The following is a 16,541-nucleotide window of genomic DNA, read 5'->3' as shown; positions in this document are numbered from 1 at the left end:
TGCATCGTAGGACAGGCGCCCGGGCCCTACGCTGGTCGACGATGCGCGACCACACGATCAGACCCGGCTCGTCGGCCTGGCCGCCCCCGTCCTCCGACCCCCGGCGCCGCCCGACGCTGCGCCTCGCGGCCTCCGAGACGCCGTTGCGCGAGGGCTACGACGTGGCGATGCTCGACCTCGACGGCGTCGTCTACCGCGGCGAGGAGGCCGTCGACCACGTCGCCCAGAGTCTCGAGGAGGCGCGCGAGGCAGGACTGCGGCTGGCCTACGTCACCAACAACGCCGCCAGGACGCCCGAGGCGGTCGTCGACAAGCTGCGGGGTCTCGGCATGCCGACCGACGACGACGGCGTCGTGACCTCGGCGCAGGCCGCCGGTCGGCTCGTGGCCGGCCTCGTCCCGAAGGGGTCCAAGGTCCTCGTCGTCGGCGGCGAAGGGCTGCTCAGGGCGCTCGACGAGCACGGCCTGGTGGCGGTCACCTCGGCCGAGGACGAGCCCGACGCTGTGGTGCAGGGGTTCTCGCCCGACCTCGGGTGGCCGCAGCTGGCCGAGGGCGCGTACGCGGTGGCGCGCGGGATCCCGTGGGTGGCGAGCAACACCGACGGCTCCATCCCCACCGCACGCGGGATCGCGCCGGGCAACGGGACGCTCGTCGCTGCGGTCGCCACGGCGACGGGACGGAGTCCGGAGGTGGCGGGCAAGCCGTACCCTCCGCTGTTCGACGAGACGGTCCTGCGCGTCGGCGGCTCGCGTCCCCTCGTGGTCGGTGACCGCCTGGACACCGACATCGAGGGCGCCAACAACGTCGGTGCCGACAGCCTGCTCGTGATGACCGGGGTCAGCGACCTCGACGCGGTCGTCTCGGCGCCGCCGCCGGCACGTCCGACGTACGTCGCGCCGGACCTGCGGGCGCTCGCGCTGCCCCAGCCGGCGGTGGAGGTGGGCGCGGACGCGGCACGGTGCGGACGGCACGCGGTGCTGTACGACGACGGAGCGCTCGTCGTGGACGGCGCGGGCGCAGCGGACGACACCCTGGCCGCCGTGGAGATCCTGCGGGCCGCGGTGGCCCTCGCGTGGCACCGGCGTGACGAGGTGGCAGGGGAGTCCGCGGCCCGGCTCGACCTGTCCGCGATCCGTGCCGCGCTCGACGGCTGGGGAGTGCGATGATCGAGCCGGTGAGACGAAGGAGCGCGAGATGACCGAAGGCGCATCGGAGCGCGATCAGCCGCCGACGCAGACGCCCACGCCCGGGCCTCGACCGGGGCCGCCGACGACGCCCGGGCCGCGGCCAGGCCCGCCGCCGCCGCCGCGGCCGCAGGCGACGGCGGCGTCCGAGGACGAGGGTCCCGACCCGCGCGTCGAGGCGGTGCTCGCTGACCTCGAGAAGCTTGCGGACCTGCCGGTCGACGAGCACCTCGCGGTGTATGAGCGGGTTCACGCCAAGCTCCGCGAGGTCTTGCAGACGGCCGGCCAGGACCGGCCCGGCTCGTCGTGAGCCGACGGATCCGTCTGGACGCCGAGCTCGTACGGCGGGGGCTGGCACGCTCGCGGGAGCAGGCCAGCGAGCTCATCGCCGCAGGGCGCGTGACCGTCGACGGCGCCAGGGCGTCCAAGCCCGCGACGCAGGTGACGACCGACCAGGCCGTCGTGGTGAAGGACGCGGAGAACGATCCGGGCTACGCGTCGCGCGGAGCGTACAAGCTGCTCGGCGCGCTCGAGGCGTTCGAACCGCTCGGGCTCACCGTGGCCGGGAGGCGCTGTCTCGACGCCGGCGCGTCGACGGGCGGGTTCACCGACGTGCTCCTGCGGCGGGGCGTCAGGGAGGTCGTGGCGGTCGACGTCGGCTACGGCCAGCTGGTCTGGGCGCTGCAGCAGGACCCACGGGTGGCCGTCCACGACCGCACCAACGTCCGGGAGCTCGAGGTCGACACGATCGGCGGTCCGGTGGACCTCGTGGTGTCGGACCTGTCGTTCATCTCGCTGACGCTCGTGATGCCCGCCCTCGCGCGGGTGTGCGACGCCGGCGGCGACATGGTGCTGATGGTGAAGCCGCAGTTCGAGGTGGGCAAGGACCGGGTCGGCAAGAAGGGCGTGGTCCGCGACCCGGCGCTCCACGTCGAGGCGGTCCTCGGGGTGTGCCGCGCTGCGGAGGCGGTCGGGTGGGGCACCCGCGCGGTGGCTGCCAGCCCGTTGCCAGGCCCGACCGGCAACGTCGAGTACTTTGGGTGGTTCCGGCGGGACGCCCCGCCCGTCGCCGAGGACGAGGTCCGCGCGGCGGTGGACGCGGGTCCGCTGGGGTCGCCGAACGGACGGGAGCACCAGTGAGCACTGCGCCATCGATGAGCAGTGGGCGACGCGTGCTGATCCTCGCCCACACCGGCCGCGACGAGGCGAGCAAGGTCGCCGCCGAGTTCGCCCGCGCGATGGTCTCGGAGGGCATCGCGGTGCGGGTCGTCACCGAGGACGCGCCGGCGCTCGAGCGCTGGGGGCTCCCCGACGCGGAGGTCGTGCCGGTCGAGCCGGCGGCAGGGCGCGGGTGCGAGCTCGCGGTCGTCTTCGGCGGCGACGGCACGCTGCTGCGCGCGGCCGAGCTGGTCCGCGAGTGCGGGACGCCGCTGGTCGGCGTCAACCTCGGCCACGTCGGGTTCCTCGCGGAGGCCGACGTGGACGACCTCGACTACACCGTCCGCAGGGTGGTCGAGCGCCAGTACACCGTCGAGGAGCGCATGACCGTCGACGCGCGCGTCTTCGTCGACGACCAGGAGGTCGCCCGCAGCTGGGCGCTCAACGAGGCCGCCGTCGAGAAGGCGTCCCGCGAGCGGATGCTCGAGGTCGTGGTGGCGATCGACGACCGGCCCGTCTCCCGCTGGGGGTGCGACGGCGTCGTCTGCGCGACGCCGACCGGCTCCACGGCGTACAACTTCAGTGCCGGCGGCCCGGTGGTCTGGCCCGAGGTGCAGGCGCTGCTGATGGTGCCGATCAGCGCGCACGCGCTGTTCGCCCGGCCGATGGTGGTGTCGCCGACATCGCTGCTCTCGATCCAGGTGATCCCCGAGGCGCCGGCGTCGGGGGTGCTGTGGTGCGACGGACGGCGGACGTACGACCTGCCGCCGGGCGCACGCGTCGAGGTGCGGCAGGGGGAGAAGCACATCCGCCTTGCCCGGCTCCACCAGGCGCCGTTCACGGACCGGCTGGTCCGCAAGTTCGACCTGCCGGTCAGCGGCTGGCGCGGCGCCGCCGCGCACCGCATGACGGCGGAGGACCGGCGCGGCTCCGCCGACGACGTCCGACCCGAGGAGGGGTGAGGCTGCCGTGTGGCAGGAGATCCGGCTGTCGTCGCTGGGCGTGATCGCCGACGCCGAGCTCGAGCTCGGTCCGGGACTGACGGTGATCACCGGCGAGACCGGCGCCGGCAAGACCATGGTCGTCACCGCCCTCGGGCTCCTCCGCGGGGCGCGGGCGGATGCGGGACTGGTGCGGCACGGCGCCGACCGGCTCCGCGTCGAGGCGACCGTCGACGTGGGCGCGCTCCCCGCCGTACGCGCGGTCCTCGAGGAGACCCCCGCGGAGACCGACGGCGACGCGCTGGTCCTGGCCCGCACCATCGGCAAGGACGGGCGGTCGCGCGCGTACCTCGGCGGCGCGTCGGTCCCCGCGGGAATGCTGGCGCGGCTCAGCGAGCAGCTCGTCGCGGTGCACGGCCAGTCCGACCAGCACCGGCTGCTGCGCACCGGGGCCCAGCGCGAGGCGCTCGACCGCTTCGGCGACGTCGAGGGGCTGCTCGACGCCTACCGGCCGGCGTACGCACGGCTGCTGGAGGCGCGCCGGACGCTCGACGAGCTGACGTCGGCGAGCCAGGAGCGCGCCCGCGAGCTCGACGTCCTGCTGTTCGGGCTCGACGAGATCGCGGCCGTGGCGCCGGAGGAGGGCGAGGACGACGCCTTGCGTGTCGAAGAAGGACGGCTCGCGCACGCCGAGTCGCTGGTGCTCGCCGCGGCCCAGGCGCACGGCCTCCTCTCCGACACCGACGACGCTGCGGACGTCCTCGACCTCCTGGGACGGGCGAGCGCGCTGCTCGAGGGGGTCCGTGAGCACGACCCCGCGCTGGACGCGCAGGCGCGCCGGCTCGACGAGGTGCGCTTCACCGTCAGCGACGTCGCGGCGGAGCTGGCGTCGTACTCCGACGGGGTCGAGGTCGACCCGGCCCGGCTGGCGGCGGTCTCCGAGCGCCGGGCCGCGCTCGCCGGGCTGACCCGCAAGTACGGTCCCGAGCTCGCCGACGTGCTCCGCTGGGCCGAGGAGGCGCAGGTCCGGGCGACCACGCTGCAGGGCGACGACGGCCGGATCGCCGAGCTGCGCGACGAGATCGACGCCCTCGAGCGCGATCTCCTCGAGCAGGCGGCGGGGATCACCGAGCGGCGACGGGAGTCCGCCGTACGGCTCGCCGCCGAGGTCGGTGCCGAGCTGGAGGCGCTCGCGATGCCGCACGCGCGGATCGAGGTCGAGGTCGAGGCGCCGGCGTCGCCTGAGGCGGCCGACCTCGGTCCCGACGGCGTCGACGCGGTCGAGATGCTGCTCGCCGCGAACGCCGGCGCGGCTCCCCGCCCGCTCGCCAAGGGTGCGAGCGGGGGCGAGCTCTCCCGGGTCATGCTCGCGCTCGAGGTGGTGCTGGCCGACCGCGCCAGCGTGCCGACGTTCGTCTTCGACGAGGTCGACGCCGGGATCGGCGGACGCGCGGCGATCGAGGTCGGACGACGGCTCGCCCGGCTCGCGGCCAACGCCCAGGTCCTCGTGGTCACCCACCTGCCGCAGGTGGCGGCGTTCGGGGACCGGCACTACCACGTGCTCAAGTCCGACGACGGCACCGTCACGACGAGCGGGGTCGGGCTGCTGGACGACGACGCCCGGGTGGCGGAGCTGTCGCGCATGCTCGCCGGGCTCGAGGGGTCGGCGACGGCCGAGGCGCACGCGCGTGAGCTGGTCGATCTCGCCGCGGAGGACCGCGCGCTGCGCTGAGCCGCCCGATCCGGACATCGCGCGCGAGAACCGGACACGCCACGCCCCGTCGGGTGCGCCGATCCCAGCGGATCCGGTGGCAGCATGACGACGGTGAGCCTGCTGAATCTTCGCCGAACGGCCCGCGACACCGAGCTCGACGTCATGGGGTCGGTGCGTGTCGTGCGCAGCCCGCGCGACGTGAGACGCGTCCGCGCCGGCGACGTCGCCGTCGTCGACCTTCCCGATCTCGACCGCAGCACCGCCGAGGAGCTTCGCGAGCGCGGCGCCGCCGCGGTCGTGAACGTCGCTGCCTCGAGCACGGGGCGCTACCCGAACCTCGGCCCCCAGGTCCTCGTACGGGCCGGCGTCCCGCTTCTCGACGCCGTCGGGCCCGACCTGCTGAGCGTCGTCAAGGACGGGGAGAAGGTCGGGCTGGACGGGGCGACCCTCGTCCGCGGGGGAGAGCCCGTCGTCGAGGGCACCCTGGTGGACGAGGCGCTGGTCGACGAGATGCTGTCGCGCGGCCGCAACGGCATGTCCGTGCAGCTCGAGACCCTTGCGGCCAACAGCGGCGAGTACCTGCGACGCGAGCACGCGCTGCTCCTCGAGGGCGTCGGCGTGCCCGACCTCGCCACCGACCTCGAGGGCAAGGAGGTCGTCGTCGTCCTCCCGGGCGCGGACGCGCGCGCGGAGATCAAGGCGATGAAGCGCTACCTCAAGGAGCGCAAGCCGGTGCTCGTCGGCGTGGACTCCGGCGCGGACGCGTTGATGGTCGCGGGCTACGAGCCAGCCGTCGTGGTCGGGGACATCGGCCAGATGAGCGACCGCACGCTGCGCGCCGCCGGCGAGATCGTCGTCACGGCGTCGCGCCGCCACGCCGAGCTGGAGGAGCGCCTCGAGCGGCTGCAGCGGACCTCGGTCGAGTTCCCGGGGACCAGCGGCTCGGAGGAGGCGGCCCTACTGCTCGCTGACGCCCGCGGTGCGCGGGTGGTCGTGACGGTCGGTGGCTTCGGCACGCTGGAGGAGTTCCTCGACTCGGCACGCTCCGGCGGCGCGACCCGCTACCTGACCCGGCTGCGGCTGGGCGCCAAGCTCGTGGACGCCAAGGCGATCACCGGGCTGCACCGGCCACGGTTCACCTGGCTCCAGGTGCTCCTGATCCTGCTCGTCGCCGTGGTCGCGCTCGGTGCGGCGATCGCGACGACTCCGGTCGGCGAGGAGTGGTTCGACTCCGCGCGCGACTGGATCTCCACCACGATCCAGGAAGTCCGAGGCTGATGCCCGCACGCTCGTTGCTCGTCGCCGTCGCTGCTCTCATCCTCGCGGTTGCTGGTGGCGTCGCGCTCGGCGCCGGGGTGCTGGACGGCGCCGACGCCGAGCCGGCCGCTGCCGAGGGGACGCGGGTCGTGGAGGAGACGCCGGAGGACACCGCGGCGCGTGGCCTTGCCGACGCGTACCGCGAACAGCTCGGCGCCACCCCGCTCGCCGGCCGCCTCACCGGGAAGTCCGTCACGATCGTCGCCCTCCCGGGCGCCGGGGACGCGACGGTGGAGAGCGTCGACACCGCGCTGCGGGCCGCGGGCGCGACCGTCGTCGGCACGGTCGGCCTCACCGACCGGCTCCTCGACCCGGCTGACCGCCAGTTCACGGTGGGCGTCGCCCAGCAGACCCTCAAGGGTGTCGCCGACACGCCCACCGACGGGCTCAGCAACTACGAGGTCGTCGCCGCAGCGCTCGGGCGCGGGCTCGCGGCGAAGGCCACGACGCCGGTCGACGCGACGGCGCAGACCATCGTGTCCGCGCTGGTGGAGGCGAAGCTGGTGACGGCGCCGCAGGCACCGACCGACCGTGCGCAGCTGACGGTGGTCGTGACGGGAAAGGACCCGGACTTCGAGAGCGGCCGGGGAGAGCTCGTCGCAACGTTGGCGTCCGGGATCGACGCCGCGGGCGTCGGCACCCTGGTCGTCGGTCCGGTGGGATCGGGCGCCCCGGACGGCGCCGTCGAGGCCGTCCGCGACTCGGCCGACGCCGAGAAGGTCTCGACGGCAGACGTCGCGGGCGTCCCGTTCGGTGACGTCGTCCTGGTCGCGGCCCTCCAGCAGGAGAGCACGGGAAAGACCGGACATTTCGGGACATCGGGAGCGGTCGACGGCGCACTTCCGCCGCTCGGCTGACCGACCGTGTCCCAGGTCGCACCGACGCCACGCCGCACGGTGGCTCGCGTCGTTGGCGGACCTTGATAGGGTGAAATCCCGTGAACATGTGCACTGACCCGCCTGTGTTCCACTGACGTGCCGCACGACGTCAGATGCCTCCCGAGGCCGACCTGGCGACAACGCGGCGACACACACGATCACGGGAGTTCTCTTGGCAAACTCGGTGCCCACCAAGCACGTCTTCGTCACCGGCGGCGTGGCTTCCTCCCTCGGCAAGGGGCTCACGGCGTCCAGCCTGGGCCGGCTCCTCAAGTCCCGCGGGCTGCGGGTCACGATGCAGAAGCTCGACCCGTACCTCAACGTCGACCCGGGCACCATGAACCCGTTCCAGCACGGCGAGGTGTTCGTCACCAACGACGGTGCGGAGACGGACCTCGACATCGGCCACTACGAGCGCTTCCTCGACGAGGACCTCGTCGGCCGCGCGAACGTGACGACGGGCCAGGTCTACTCCGACGTGATCGCGCGCGAGCGCCGCGGCGACTACCTCGGCGACACCGTCCAGGTGATCCCGCACATCACCAACGAGATCAAGGACCGGATGCTCTCGATGGGCGGCCCGGACGTCGACGTGGTCATCCACGAGATCGGCGGCACGGTCGGCGACATCGAGTCCCAGCCCTTCCTCGAGTCGGCGCGTCAGGTGCGCCACGAGATCGGGCGCGACAACTGCTTCTTCCTGCACGTCTCGCTCGTCCCCTACATCGGCCCGTCCGGCGAGCTCAAGACCAAGCCGACGCAGCACTCGGTCGCCGCGCTGCGCTCGATCGGCATCCAGCCCGACGCGATCGTGTGCCGCTCCGACCGGGAGATCCCGGCCAGCGTCAAGCGCAAGATCTCGCTCATGTGCGACGTGGACGCCGAGGCGGTCGTGAACGCGATCGACGCGCCGTCGATCTACGACATCCCGAAGGTGCTGCACACCGAGGGCCTCGACGCGTACGTCGTGCGCCGTCTCGACCTGCCCTTCCGTGACGTCGACTGGACCCAGTGGGACCAGCTCCTGCGGAGGGTCCACGAGCCGGAGGAGGAGGTCACCGTCGCCCTCGTCGGCAAGTACGTCGACCTTCCCGACGCGTACCTGTCGGTCGTGGAGGCGCTGCGGGCCGGCGGCTTCCAGCACGACGCGAAGGTGCGCGTGAAGTGGGTCCCGTCCGACGAGTGCGCGACGCCGGCCGGGGCACAGCAGTGGCTGTCCGACGTCGACGCGGTCTGCGTCCCGGGCGGGTTCGGCATCCGCGGCATCGAGGGCAAGCTCGGCGCGCTCACCTGGACCCGCGAGCACCAGGTCCCGACCCTGGGCCTGTGCCTCGGGCTGCAGTGCATGGTGATCGAGTACGCCCGCGAGCTCGGCGGCATCCCCGACGCCAGCTCGACGGAGTTCGATCCCGCGACCGAGCACCCGGTGATCGCGACGATGGCCGAGCAGGAGGCGTACGTCGAGGGTGCGGGCGACCTGGGCGGCACGATGCGGCTCGGCCTCTACACCGCTCGGCTGACCCCGGGCTCCGTGGTCGCGCAGGCGTACGGCGCCACGGAGGTCGAGGAGCGCCACCGGCACCGCTACGAGGTGAACAACGGCTACCGCGACGCGCTCGAGAAGGCCGGGCTGACGTTCTCGGGCGTCTCGCCGGACAACCACCTCGTCGAGTTCGTGGAGCTGCCGCGCGAGGTGCACCCGTACTACGTCGGCACCCAGGCGCACCCGGAGCTGCGGTCGCGCCCGACGCGTCCGCACCCGCTCTTCGCGGGGCTGGTCGGCGCCGCCCTCGACCGGCAGCGCGAGCTGCGGCTCCCGGTCGACGAGTCGGGGCTGCGACGCCACCCGGCCGAAGCGACCGCGTGAGCGGCGCGCGGGTCGCCCACCCGACGCTGCCTGGGCTGCTCCTCGGCGCGGGGGAGCGGCTCGGCGACCGGTCGGAGTCCTGGACCGTCCGTGCGAGCGAGACCCCGTACGCGTCGTCGTTCGTCGACGTCGTCCTGGACGAGGTCGCGACGCCGCAGGACGGCACGATCCACCGCACCACCGTCCGGCACGCGGACGCGGTCGGCGTCGTGGTCCTGGACGAGCAGGAGCGCGTGCTGCTGCTCGAGCAGTACCGTCACCCGGTCCGCCAGCGGCTCGTCGAGCTGCCGGCCGGGCTCCTGGACGTCGAGGGTGAGCCGGCGCAGGACGCGGCGGCCCGCGAGCTCGCCGAGGAGACGGACCTCGTCGCGGCGCAGTGGTCGCACCTGGTGAGCCTGCGCTCGTCGCCCGGGTTCACCGACGAGCGCGTCGAGGTCTACCTCGCCCAGGGCCTGGAGCCGGTGGCCGACGACGCCCGGACGGAGCGCCTCGACGAGGAGGCGGACATGACCGCCGTGTGGGTGCCGCTCGCCGACGCCGTCGCCGCGGTGCTCGACGGCCGCATCACCAACTCCCTGGCCGTCGCGGGCCTGCTGGCGTGTCAAGTTCGCGCAGGCGGGGGTGCCTCGGCCTAGGATCGGCTGTGTCGGCGCGCCCGTCACGAGCGGTCGCGCGGGAGGAGAGCACGATGAAGGTCGGCGTCCCACGCGAGGTCAAGGTCCACGAGTACCGCGTCGCGATCACCCCTGCGGGCGTGCGCGAGCTCCGCGACGCGGGGCACGAGGTGCTCGTCGAGGCGGGAGCGGGCGAGGGGTCGTCGATCTCCGACGACGAGTTCGTCCGCGCCGGTGCCGACATCCTTCCGGGTGCCGACGACGTCTGGGCCGCGGCCGACCTGCTCCTCAAGGTGAAGGAGCCGATCCCCGAGGAGTACGCGCGACTGCGCCGCGACCAGGTGCTGTTCACCTACCTGCACCTCGCCGCGTCGCGTGAGTGCACCGACGCCCTCCTGGAGTCGGGGACGACGGCGATCGCGTACGAGACGGTGCAGACACCCGATCGGGCACTGCCGCTGCTGGCCCCGATGAGCGAGGTCGCGGGGCGGCTCGCCTCCCAGGTCGGCGCCTACCACCTGCTCGCACCGGAGGGCCGGGGCGTGCTCATGGGCGGCGTTCCGGGAGTGCACCCAGCCGACGTCGTGGTCCTCGGAGGCGGGGTCTCGGGTCGCAACGCGGCCGCCGTGGCGCTCGGGATGGGCGCCCGGGTCTCGCTGTTCGACATCAACGTCGGGCGGCTGCGCCAGCTCGACGCGGAGTTCGGGGGACGGCTCCAGACGGTCGCCTCCAACCGCTACCAGATCGAGGGCGCCGTCGCCGAGGCCGACCTCGTGGTCGGCGCCGTGCTCGTCCCCGGCGCGAAGGCGCCGCACCTGGTCACCCACGAGATGGTGGCGACGATGCGCCCGGGGAGCGTGCTCGTCGACATCGCGATCGACCAGGGTGGCTGCTTCGAGGACTCCCGGCCGACGACGCACGTCGAGCCGACGTTCCTCGTGGAACGCTCCGTCTTCTACTGCGTCGCCAACATGCCGGGCGCGGTGCCGCACACGTCGACGTACGCGCTGACCAACGTCACGCTGCCGTACGTCCTGGCGCTGGCCGAGAACGGCTGGCGGGAGGCGCTGCGGCTCGACCCGGCCCTGCGCGCCGGGCTCAACGTCCACGACGGGGCCGTCACCAACGAGGGCGTCGCGGAGGCGCACGCGATGGCGTACGTCTCACCGGACGACGTCGTGGGCGCTTCGTGAGCGAAGGCGGTCGGAGCGACGTCGGCCGGCTCGTCGACGAGTACCTCAGCCACCTCGGGGTAGAGCGCGGCCTCGCCCTGAACACCCTCACCTCCTACCGTCGCGACCTGCGCCGCTACGCCGCCTACCTCCACGACCGGGGCATCGGCTCGCTCGACGAGGTCGCCGAGGCCGACGTCACTGACTTCCTCGCGGCGCTGCGCGAGGGCGACGAGGACCACCAGCCGCTGAGCGCCCCGAGCGCGGCGCGGACGCTGGTGGCGGCCCGCGGGCTGCACAAGTTCGCCGTACGCGAGGGCGTGGTCGGACGCGACGCCGCTGCGGACGTGAAGCCGCCGGCCCCGCCGCGCCGGCTCCCGAAGGCGCTCGCGGTGGACGAGGTCGAGGCGCTGCTGGAGTCCGCGGGCTCGGCCGGCACCGCGCTGGCGGTCCGCGACCGGGCGCTGCTGGAGGTGCTGTACGGCACCGGCGCGCGGATCTCGGAGGCGGTCGGGCTCGACGTCGACGACCTCGATCTCGAGTCGGGAGAGGTGCTGCTGCGCGGCAAGGGCGGCAAGCAGCGGGTCGTGCCGGTCGGGAGGTTCGCGCGCGAGGCCGTACGCGCGTACCTCGAGACCGCGCGTCCCGGCCTGGTGAGCGCCCGGACGACCGGGGGAGCGGTGTTCCTCAACTCGCGCGGTGGCCGGTTGTCGCGGCAGAGCGCGTGGGCCGTGCTCGCGAAGGCGGCCGAGCGGGCCGGCATCACGGCGGACGTCTCGCCGCACACGCTCCGGCACTCGTACGCGACCCACCTGCTCGACGGCGGCGCCGACGTCCGCGTCGTCCAGGAGCTGCTCGGGCACGCGTCGGTGACCACGACGCAGGTCTACACGCTGGTCACGATCGACAAGCTCCGCGAGGTGTACGCGACGGCGCACCCTCGCGCGCTCGCGTGAGCCCCGTCCCTCCCGTCCACGACACCCCGCGCGGCGTCGAGGTGGAGACTTGTCGACTTGGTACAGTCCAACCAGTCCCAGCGTGGGACAAGCACAGCCACGGGATCGAGAGCGCATGAACCACCACAGCGATCTGCTCGGCGAGCTCGGACCGTCGGCCGGCGCCGAGATCGGCCCGACCGGCCGCCCCTTGCCGGAGTTTCCAGCTCCGAGGCCTCCCAGCGGGGGCCCTGCGTACGTCATCGCCCTCTGCAACCAGAAGGGCGGCGTCGGCAAGACCACGACCACGATCAACCTGGGTGCCGCCCTTGCCGAGGCCGGGCGCCGCGTCCTCCTGGTCGACTTCGACCCGCAGGCGTCGCTGACCGTCGGGCTCGGATTCCCCGCGCACGACCTCGACGCGACCGTCTACCACCTGCTGATGCACGACGACGTCGACGTGTCCGACGTGCTGCTCAAGACCCGGACCACCAACCTGCACCTGCTGCCGTCGAGCATCGACCTGTCCGGCGCCGAGATGCACCTGGTCCACGAGGTCGGCCGCGAGCAGACGCTGGCGCGCATGCTGCGTCCGGTCCTCAACGACTACGACGTCATCCTCATCGACTGCCAGCCGTCCCTCGGCCTGCTCGCCGTGAACGCGCTGACCGCGGCCGACGGCGTGCTGATCCCGCTGGAGTGCGAGTACTTCGCGCTGCGCGGCGTAGCCCTGCTCAAGGAGACGATCGAGAAGGTCCGCCAGCGCACCAACTTCGACCTCGAGATCATCGGCCTGCTCGGCACGATGTACGACAGCCGGACGCTGCACAGCCGTGAGGTCCTGCAGACGCTGGTCGACGGGTGGGGCGACAAGGTCTTCCACACCGTCATCCGCCGTACGGTGAAGTTCTCCGACGCCACGGTGGCGGGGGAGCCGATCACCGACTTCGCACCCGACTCCAAGGGTGCCGACGCCTATCGCCAGCTTGCTCGGGAGGTGCTCGTCCGGTGCCCCGGCGTGTGAGACTGCCTGGCGCCGACGAGCTGTTCCGACCAACCACCGCCCCCGAGGGCGCGGACGCGGCTGCCGCGGCCGAGGCGCCCGCGGCGGAGCGCGCGGCTCGCCCCAGCGGGCGGGTGAAGCACGACAGCAAGGTGACCGTCTACATGAACTCCGACGAGCTCCTCGACCTCGAGCACGCCCGCCTCGAGCTGCGGCGCGACCTGGGGCAGACGCTCGACCGGGGGCGGCTGATCCGCGAGGCGGTCGCGATGGCGCTGGCCGAGTACGCCGAGAACGGCGTCGACGGCGAGCTGGCACGACGGCTCGGGGCGTCGTGACGGAACCCGTCGCCGACGGCGGTGCCGGGGTCGACGAGGCGCCCGGCGGGGCGGTCACGAGCGAGGGCGAGGGACAGCCCGGCGGGTTCGTGGTCCACCTCGACGCGTACGAGGGCCCGTTCGACCTCCTGCTCCAGCTGATCGCCAAGCACAAGCTCGACATCACCGAGATCGCGCTCTCGAAGGTCACCGTCGAGTTCATCGCGCACCTCAAGGCGATGGGTCCCGAGGGCGACCTCGAGCAGACCACGGAGTTCCTGCTGGTGGCGTCCACCCTGCTCGACCTCAAGGCGGCGCGCCTCCTGCCGCAGACCGACGTCGAGGACGAGGAGGACCTGGCGCTGCTGGAGGCGCGGGACCTGCTCTTCGCGCGGCTCCTGCAGTACCGCGCGTTCAAGCAGGTCGCCGCCCGCATGCAGGAGCGCCTCGCGGACGAGTCGCGGCGCTACCCGCGCTCGGTCGCGCTGGAGCCGCGCTTCGCGACGCTCCTGCCGGAGGTCCTGATCAGCGTCGGACCGGAGGAGCTCGCCGTGCTGGCCGCGAAGGCGATGCAGCCGAAGGCGCCGCCGGTCCTCTCCCTGACGCACCTGCACGCGCCGCAGGTCAGCGTCCGGGACCAGGCGGTCGTGGTGGTGGAGCGGCTGCGGCGCGGGACGTCGATCACGTTCCGTACGCTGGTCGCCGACGCCCCCGACACGCTGACGAAGGTCGCGCGGTTCCTCGCCCTGCTCGAGCTGTTCCGGGAGAGCGTGGTCGCGTTCGACCAGGTCACGCCCCTCGGGGAGCTGACGATCCGCTGGACGGGCACGGAGGAGGGCGACGTGGAGGTGAGCGCCGAGTTCGACGAGGACCAGATCGCCGTGCCGGAGGAGACGGAGAGTGACGATGAGCGACAGTGAGCCGACCGGCGAGAGCCCTGCAGCGGAGCCCGCGTCGGCTCCCGAGGGAGCGGAGGACCTCGTCTCGTACCCCGTGCGCCCCGCCCTCGAGGCCGTTCTCATGGTCGCCGACCAGCCGCTCGACCACGTGATGCTCGCGTCCGCCGTGGGGCACCCTCCGGCCGACGTCGAGGTCGCCCTCGTCGAGCTGGCCCGGTCGTACGACGACGAGGACCGTGGGTTCGAGCTGCGCCAGGTCGCCGGCGGCTGGCGCTTCTACACGCGCGCCGAGTACGCCGGGGCGGTGGAGCGGTTCGTGCTCGAGGGGCAGCAGGCCCGGCTGACGCAGGCGGCGCTGGAGACGATGGCCGTCGTGGCCTACCGGCAGCCGGTCTCGCGCGCACGCGTGTCCGCGATCCGGGGAGTCAACGTCGACGGGGTGATGCGCACGCTGGTGACGCGCGGCCTCGTCGCGGAGGCGGGGGCGGACGTCGAGACGGGCGCCATCCTGTACGCGACCACGCCGTACTTCCTCGAGCGCATGGGCCTGTCCAGCCTCGACGAGCTGCCCGACCTCGCGCCGTTCCTCCCGGAGATGGACGACATGGACGACCCGGAGAGCCTCGGTCGTGAGGTGCCCCGGTCCGAGGCGGTCGCGGAGCAGCCCGAGGGCACCGAGCACGAAGACCCCCGCGGGGAGCAGGCATGACCGAGCACCCCGACGGCATCCGGCTCCAGAAGGTCCTCGCCCAGGCCGGGCTCGGGTCGCGGCGCGCCAGCGAGGAGCTGATGGCCAGCGGGCGCGTCACGGTCAACGGCGAGGTCGTCACCCAGATGGGGCTGCGGGTCCACCCGGAGTCCGACGTGATCCACGTCGACGGCAAGCGGATCCCGCCGCCGTCCGACCACGTCTACCTCGTCCTCAACAAGCCGCGCGGCGTCGTCTCGACCATGAGCGACGAGCGCGGGCGCAGCGACCTCTCGTCGTACGTCGCCGACCGCCCGGAGCGGCTCTTCCACGTCGGGCGCCTCGACACCGACACGAGCGGGCTGCTGCTGCTCACCAACGACGGCGAGTTCGCGAACCGCATGGCGCACCCGTCGTTCGAGATCACCAAGACCTACGTCGCCGAGGTCGAGGGTCAGGTCGCGCGAGGGCTCGGGCGGCGCCTGCGGGACGGGATCGTCCTCGACGACGGGCCGGTCAGCGTGGACCGCTTCGTCGTGAAGCAGACGTCGGCCGACCGGAGCATCGTCGAGCTCGACATCCACCTCGGCCGCAACCGGATCGTGCGGCGGATGCTCGACGCGGTCGGCCACCCCGTCGTACGCCTCACCCGGACCGCCTTCGGAGGGATCCACCTGGGCGGGATGAAGCCCGGCGAGCTGCGCGACCTCACGTCGGACGAGCTCGGGGTGCTGTTGGATAGCGTGGACCTGTGAGCTCCGCCCCGCAGTCCCGCCCGTTCCCCGGCCCCGTCCTCGTGGTCGGGTGCGGGCTCGTCGGCACCTCCGTGGCGCTCGCGCTCACCCGTGCGGGCGCCGACGTGCACCTGCGCGACGCCAATCCCGAGCACGCCCGCACCGCCGAGATGCTCGGTGCGGGCACTCTCGCGAAGCCGGAGGCGGCCGCGCTCGTGGTCGTCGCGGTGCCGCCGGACTACGTGGCCGAGGTCGTGGCGGACGCGCTGGGGGAGTGGCCGGACGCGATCGTGACCGACGTCGCGAGCGTCAAGCTGCCGCCGCTGCAGGCGCTGGCCGCGGCGGGCACCGAGGGCCTGGAGCGCTATCTCGGGAGCCACCCCATGGCCGGCAGCGAGCGGTCGGGCCCGACCGCCGCCTCGGACAACCTCTTCGAGGGCCGCGCCTGGGCGATCACGCCGCACGCCGCGGTCTCCGAGCTCGCGCTCGAACGGGTGCGCGACCTCGCGCGTACGGCGGGGGCGACCCTCGTCGAGATGCCTCCGGACGAGCACGACGTCGCGGTCGCGCGCGTCTCCCACCTGCCGCAGGTGATGTCCGTCCTGACCGCCGCGCGGCTGCACGGCGGCCCCACCGACCACCTGGCGCTCGCCGGCCAGGGACTCCGGGACGTGACGCGGATCGCCGGCAGCGATCCGGCCCTGTGGCGCCAGATCCTCTACGCGAACCGGCTGCCTCTCGTGGAGCTGCTGCGGGGCGTCCGCGACGACCTCGACGAGCTCCTGGACGGCATCGAGCGCCGCCAGGTCATCGAGGACGTGCTGGGTCGCGGGGTCTCCGGGACGCAGCTGATCCCGGGCAAGCACGGCGAGGAGCGGACCGCTGCGCTGGCCACCGTGTTCGTCCAGGTGCCCGACCAGCCGGGCGAGCTGGGGCGTCTTTTCCGCGATACGGGACAATCGGGGGTGAACATCGAGGATCTGCGGATCGACCACGACCTCGGCCGACCGGTCGGTGTCGCCGAGATCGCGGTGCGCTCCGAGCGCGCCGTCGAGCTCGCGGACGCGCTCACCGAGCGTGGCTGGACCGCGTACCTGTGATGAGAGACGCCCGCTGAGGG

Annotated in this window: 17 protein-coding genes; all 17 read left to right on the top strand. The window is 73.4% G+C overall.

Going from position 1 to position 16,541, the window contains the following annotated elements:
* Positions 1 to 41: 41 nt before the first annotated feature.
* The 17 genes from ACQSSQ_RS11240 to ACQSSQ_RS11160 all read left to right on the top strand — a co-directional run bounded on the left by ACQSSQ_RS11240 (position 42) and on the right by ACQSSQ_RS11160 (position 16,521).
* Complete coding sequence (locus tag ACQSSQ_RS11240) at positions 42 to 1,166, top strand: HAD-IIA family hydrolase (protein WP_431327170.1); 1,125 nt, start codon at positions 42 to 44, stop codon at positions 1,164 to 1,166.
* Between the two features lie 28 nt (positions 1,167 to 1,194).
* The gene (locus ACQSSQ_RS11235) at positions 1,195 to 1,494 is read left to right on the top strand and encodes a hypothetical protein (protein ID WP_431327169.1); all 300 of its coding nucleotides are present in this window, start codon (positions 1,195 to 1,197) and stop codon (positions 1,492 to 1,494) included.
* Positions 1,491 to 2,324, top strand: a complete 834-nt coding sequence (locus ACQSSQ_RS11230) for a TlyA family RNA methyltransferase (protein ID WP_431327168.1) — start codon at positions 1,491 to 1,493, stop codon at positions 2,322 to 2,324. The genes ACQSSQ_RS11235 and ACQSSQ_RS11230 overlap by 4 nt, the downstream gene beginning before the upstream one ends.
* Entirely contained in the window at positions 2,321 to 3,304 is a 984-nt protein-coding gene (locus ACQSSQ_RS11225; protein WP_431327167.1) for an NAD kinase, read from the top strand. Before ACQSSQ_RS11230 ends, ACQSSQ_RS11225 begins: the two co-directional genes overlap by 4 nt.
* Positions 3,305 to 3,311: 7 nt before the next feature.
* Positions 3,312 to 5,015, top strand: a complete 1,704-nt coding sequence (gene recN / locus ACQSSQ_RS11220) for a DNA repair protein RecN (RefSeq protein ID WP_431327166.1) — start codon at positions 3,312 to 3,314, stop codon at positions 5,013 to 5,015.
* 93 nt (positions 5,016 to 5,108) lie between these two features.
* On the top strand, positions 5,109 to 6,275 hold the full coding sequence (gene steA, locus ACQSSQ_RS11215) for a putative cytokinetic ring protein SteA (protein ID WP_431327165.1): 1,167 nt from the start codon (positions 5,109 to 5,111) through the stop codon (positions 6,273 to 6,275).
* Positions 6,275 to 7,171, top strand: coding sequence for a copper transporter (locus tag ACQSSQ_RS11210; RefSeq protein WP_431327164.1), 897 nt, complete (start codon positions 6,275 to 6,277; stop codon positions 7,169 to 7,171). Before steA ends, ACQSSQ_RS11210 begins: the two co-directional genes overlap by 1 nt.
* 205 nt (positions 7,172 to 7,376) lie before the next feature.
* Positions 7,377 to 9,059 (top strand): CTP synthase, encoded by a 1,683-nt coding sequence (pyrG, locus tag ACQSSQ_RS11205; RefSeq protein WP_431327163.1) that lies wholly within the window; start codon positions 7,377 to 7,379, stop codon positions 9,057 to 9,059.
* Positions 9,056 to 9,694 carry an NUDIX domain-containing protein gene (locus ACQSSQ_RS11200; protein ID WP_431327162.1) on the top strand — a complete coding sequence of 213 codons (639 nt, stop codon included), beginning with the start codon at positions 9,056 to 9,058 and terminating at the stop codon, positions 9,692 to 9,694. The genes pyrG and ACQSSQ_RS11200 overlap by 4 nt, the downstream gene beginning before the upstream one ends.
* Positions 9,695 to 9,747: 53 nt before the next feature.
* Complete coding sequence (ald, locus tag ACQSSQ_RS11195) at positions 9,748 to 10,866, top strand: alanine dehydrogenase (RefSeq protein ID WP_431327161.1); 1,119 nt, start codon at positions 9,748 to 9,750, stop codon at positions 10,864 to 10,866.
* Positions 10,863 to 11,801 carry a site-specific tyrosine recombinase XerD gene (xerD, locus tag ACQSSQ_RS11190; RefSeq protein WP_431327160.1) on the top strand — a complete coding sequence of 313 codons (939 nt, stop codon included), beginning with the start codon at positions 10,863 to 10,865 and terminating at the stop codon, positions 11,799 to 11,801. Before ald ends, xerD begins: the two co-directional genes overlap by 4 nt.
* A 115-nt stretch (positions 11,802 to 11,916) precedes the next feature.
* Complete coding sequence (locus tag ACQSSQ_RS11185) at positions 11,917 to 12,804, top strand: ParA family protein (protein ID WP_431327159.1); 888 nt, start codon at positions 11,917 to 11,919, stop codon at positions 12,802 to 12,804.
* Complete coding sequence (locus tag ACQSSQ_RS11180) at positions 12,789 to 13,121, top strand: hypothetical protein (RefSeq protein WP_431327158.1); 333 nt, start codon at positions 12,789 to 12,791, stop codon at positions 13,119 to 13,121. The genes ACQSSQ_RS11185 and ACQSSQ_RS11180 overlap by 16 nt, the downstream gene beginning before the upstream one ends.
* Positions 13,118 to 14,020 carry a segregation and condensation protein A gene (locus tag ACQSSQ_RS11175; RefSeq protein WP_431327157.1) on the top strand — a complete coding sequence of 301 codons (903 nt, stop codon included), beginning with the start codon at positions 13,118 to 13,120 and terminating at the stop codon, positions 14,018 to 14,020. The genes ACQSSQ_RS11180 and ACQSSQ_RS11175 overlap by 4 nt, the downstream gene beginning before the upstream one ends.
* A complete protein-coding gene (scpB, locus tag ACQSSQ_RS11170; protein WP_431327156.1) occupies positions 14,007 to 14,708 on the top strand; it encodes an SMC-Scp complex subunit ScpB in 702 nt (233 codons plus the stop codon). Before ACQSSQ_RS11175 ends, scpB begins: the two co-directional genes overlap by 14 nt.
* Positions 14,705 to 15,442, top strand: a complete 738-nt coding sequence (locus tag ACQSSQ_RS11165) for a pseudouridine synthase (RefSeq protein ID WP_431327155.1) — start codon at positions 14,705 to 14,707, stop codon at positions 15,440 to 15,442. Before scpB ends, ACQSSQ_RS11165 begins: the two co-directional genes overlap by 4 nt.
* Positions 15,439 to 16,521: a prephenate dehydrogenase gene (locus ACQSSQ_RS11160; RefSeq protein ID WP_431327154.1), complete on the top strand. Its 1,083-nt coding sequence runs from the start codon at positions 15,439 to 15,441 to the stop codon at positions 16,519 to 16,521. Before ACQSSQ_RS11165 ends, ACQSSQ_RS11160 begins: the two co-directional genes overlap by 4 nt.
* Positions 16,522 to 16,541: the final 20 nt, after the last annotated feature.

Origin of the sequence: Mumia spirodelae (assembly GCF_050632745.1) — a bacterium.
GTDB lineage: Bacteria > Actinomycetota > Actinomycetes > Propionibacteriales > Nocardioidaceae > Mumia.
Note: the sequence above shows the minus strand (reverse complement) of the source record. Positions and strands in the feature narration are given on the sequence as shown.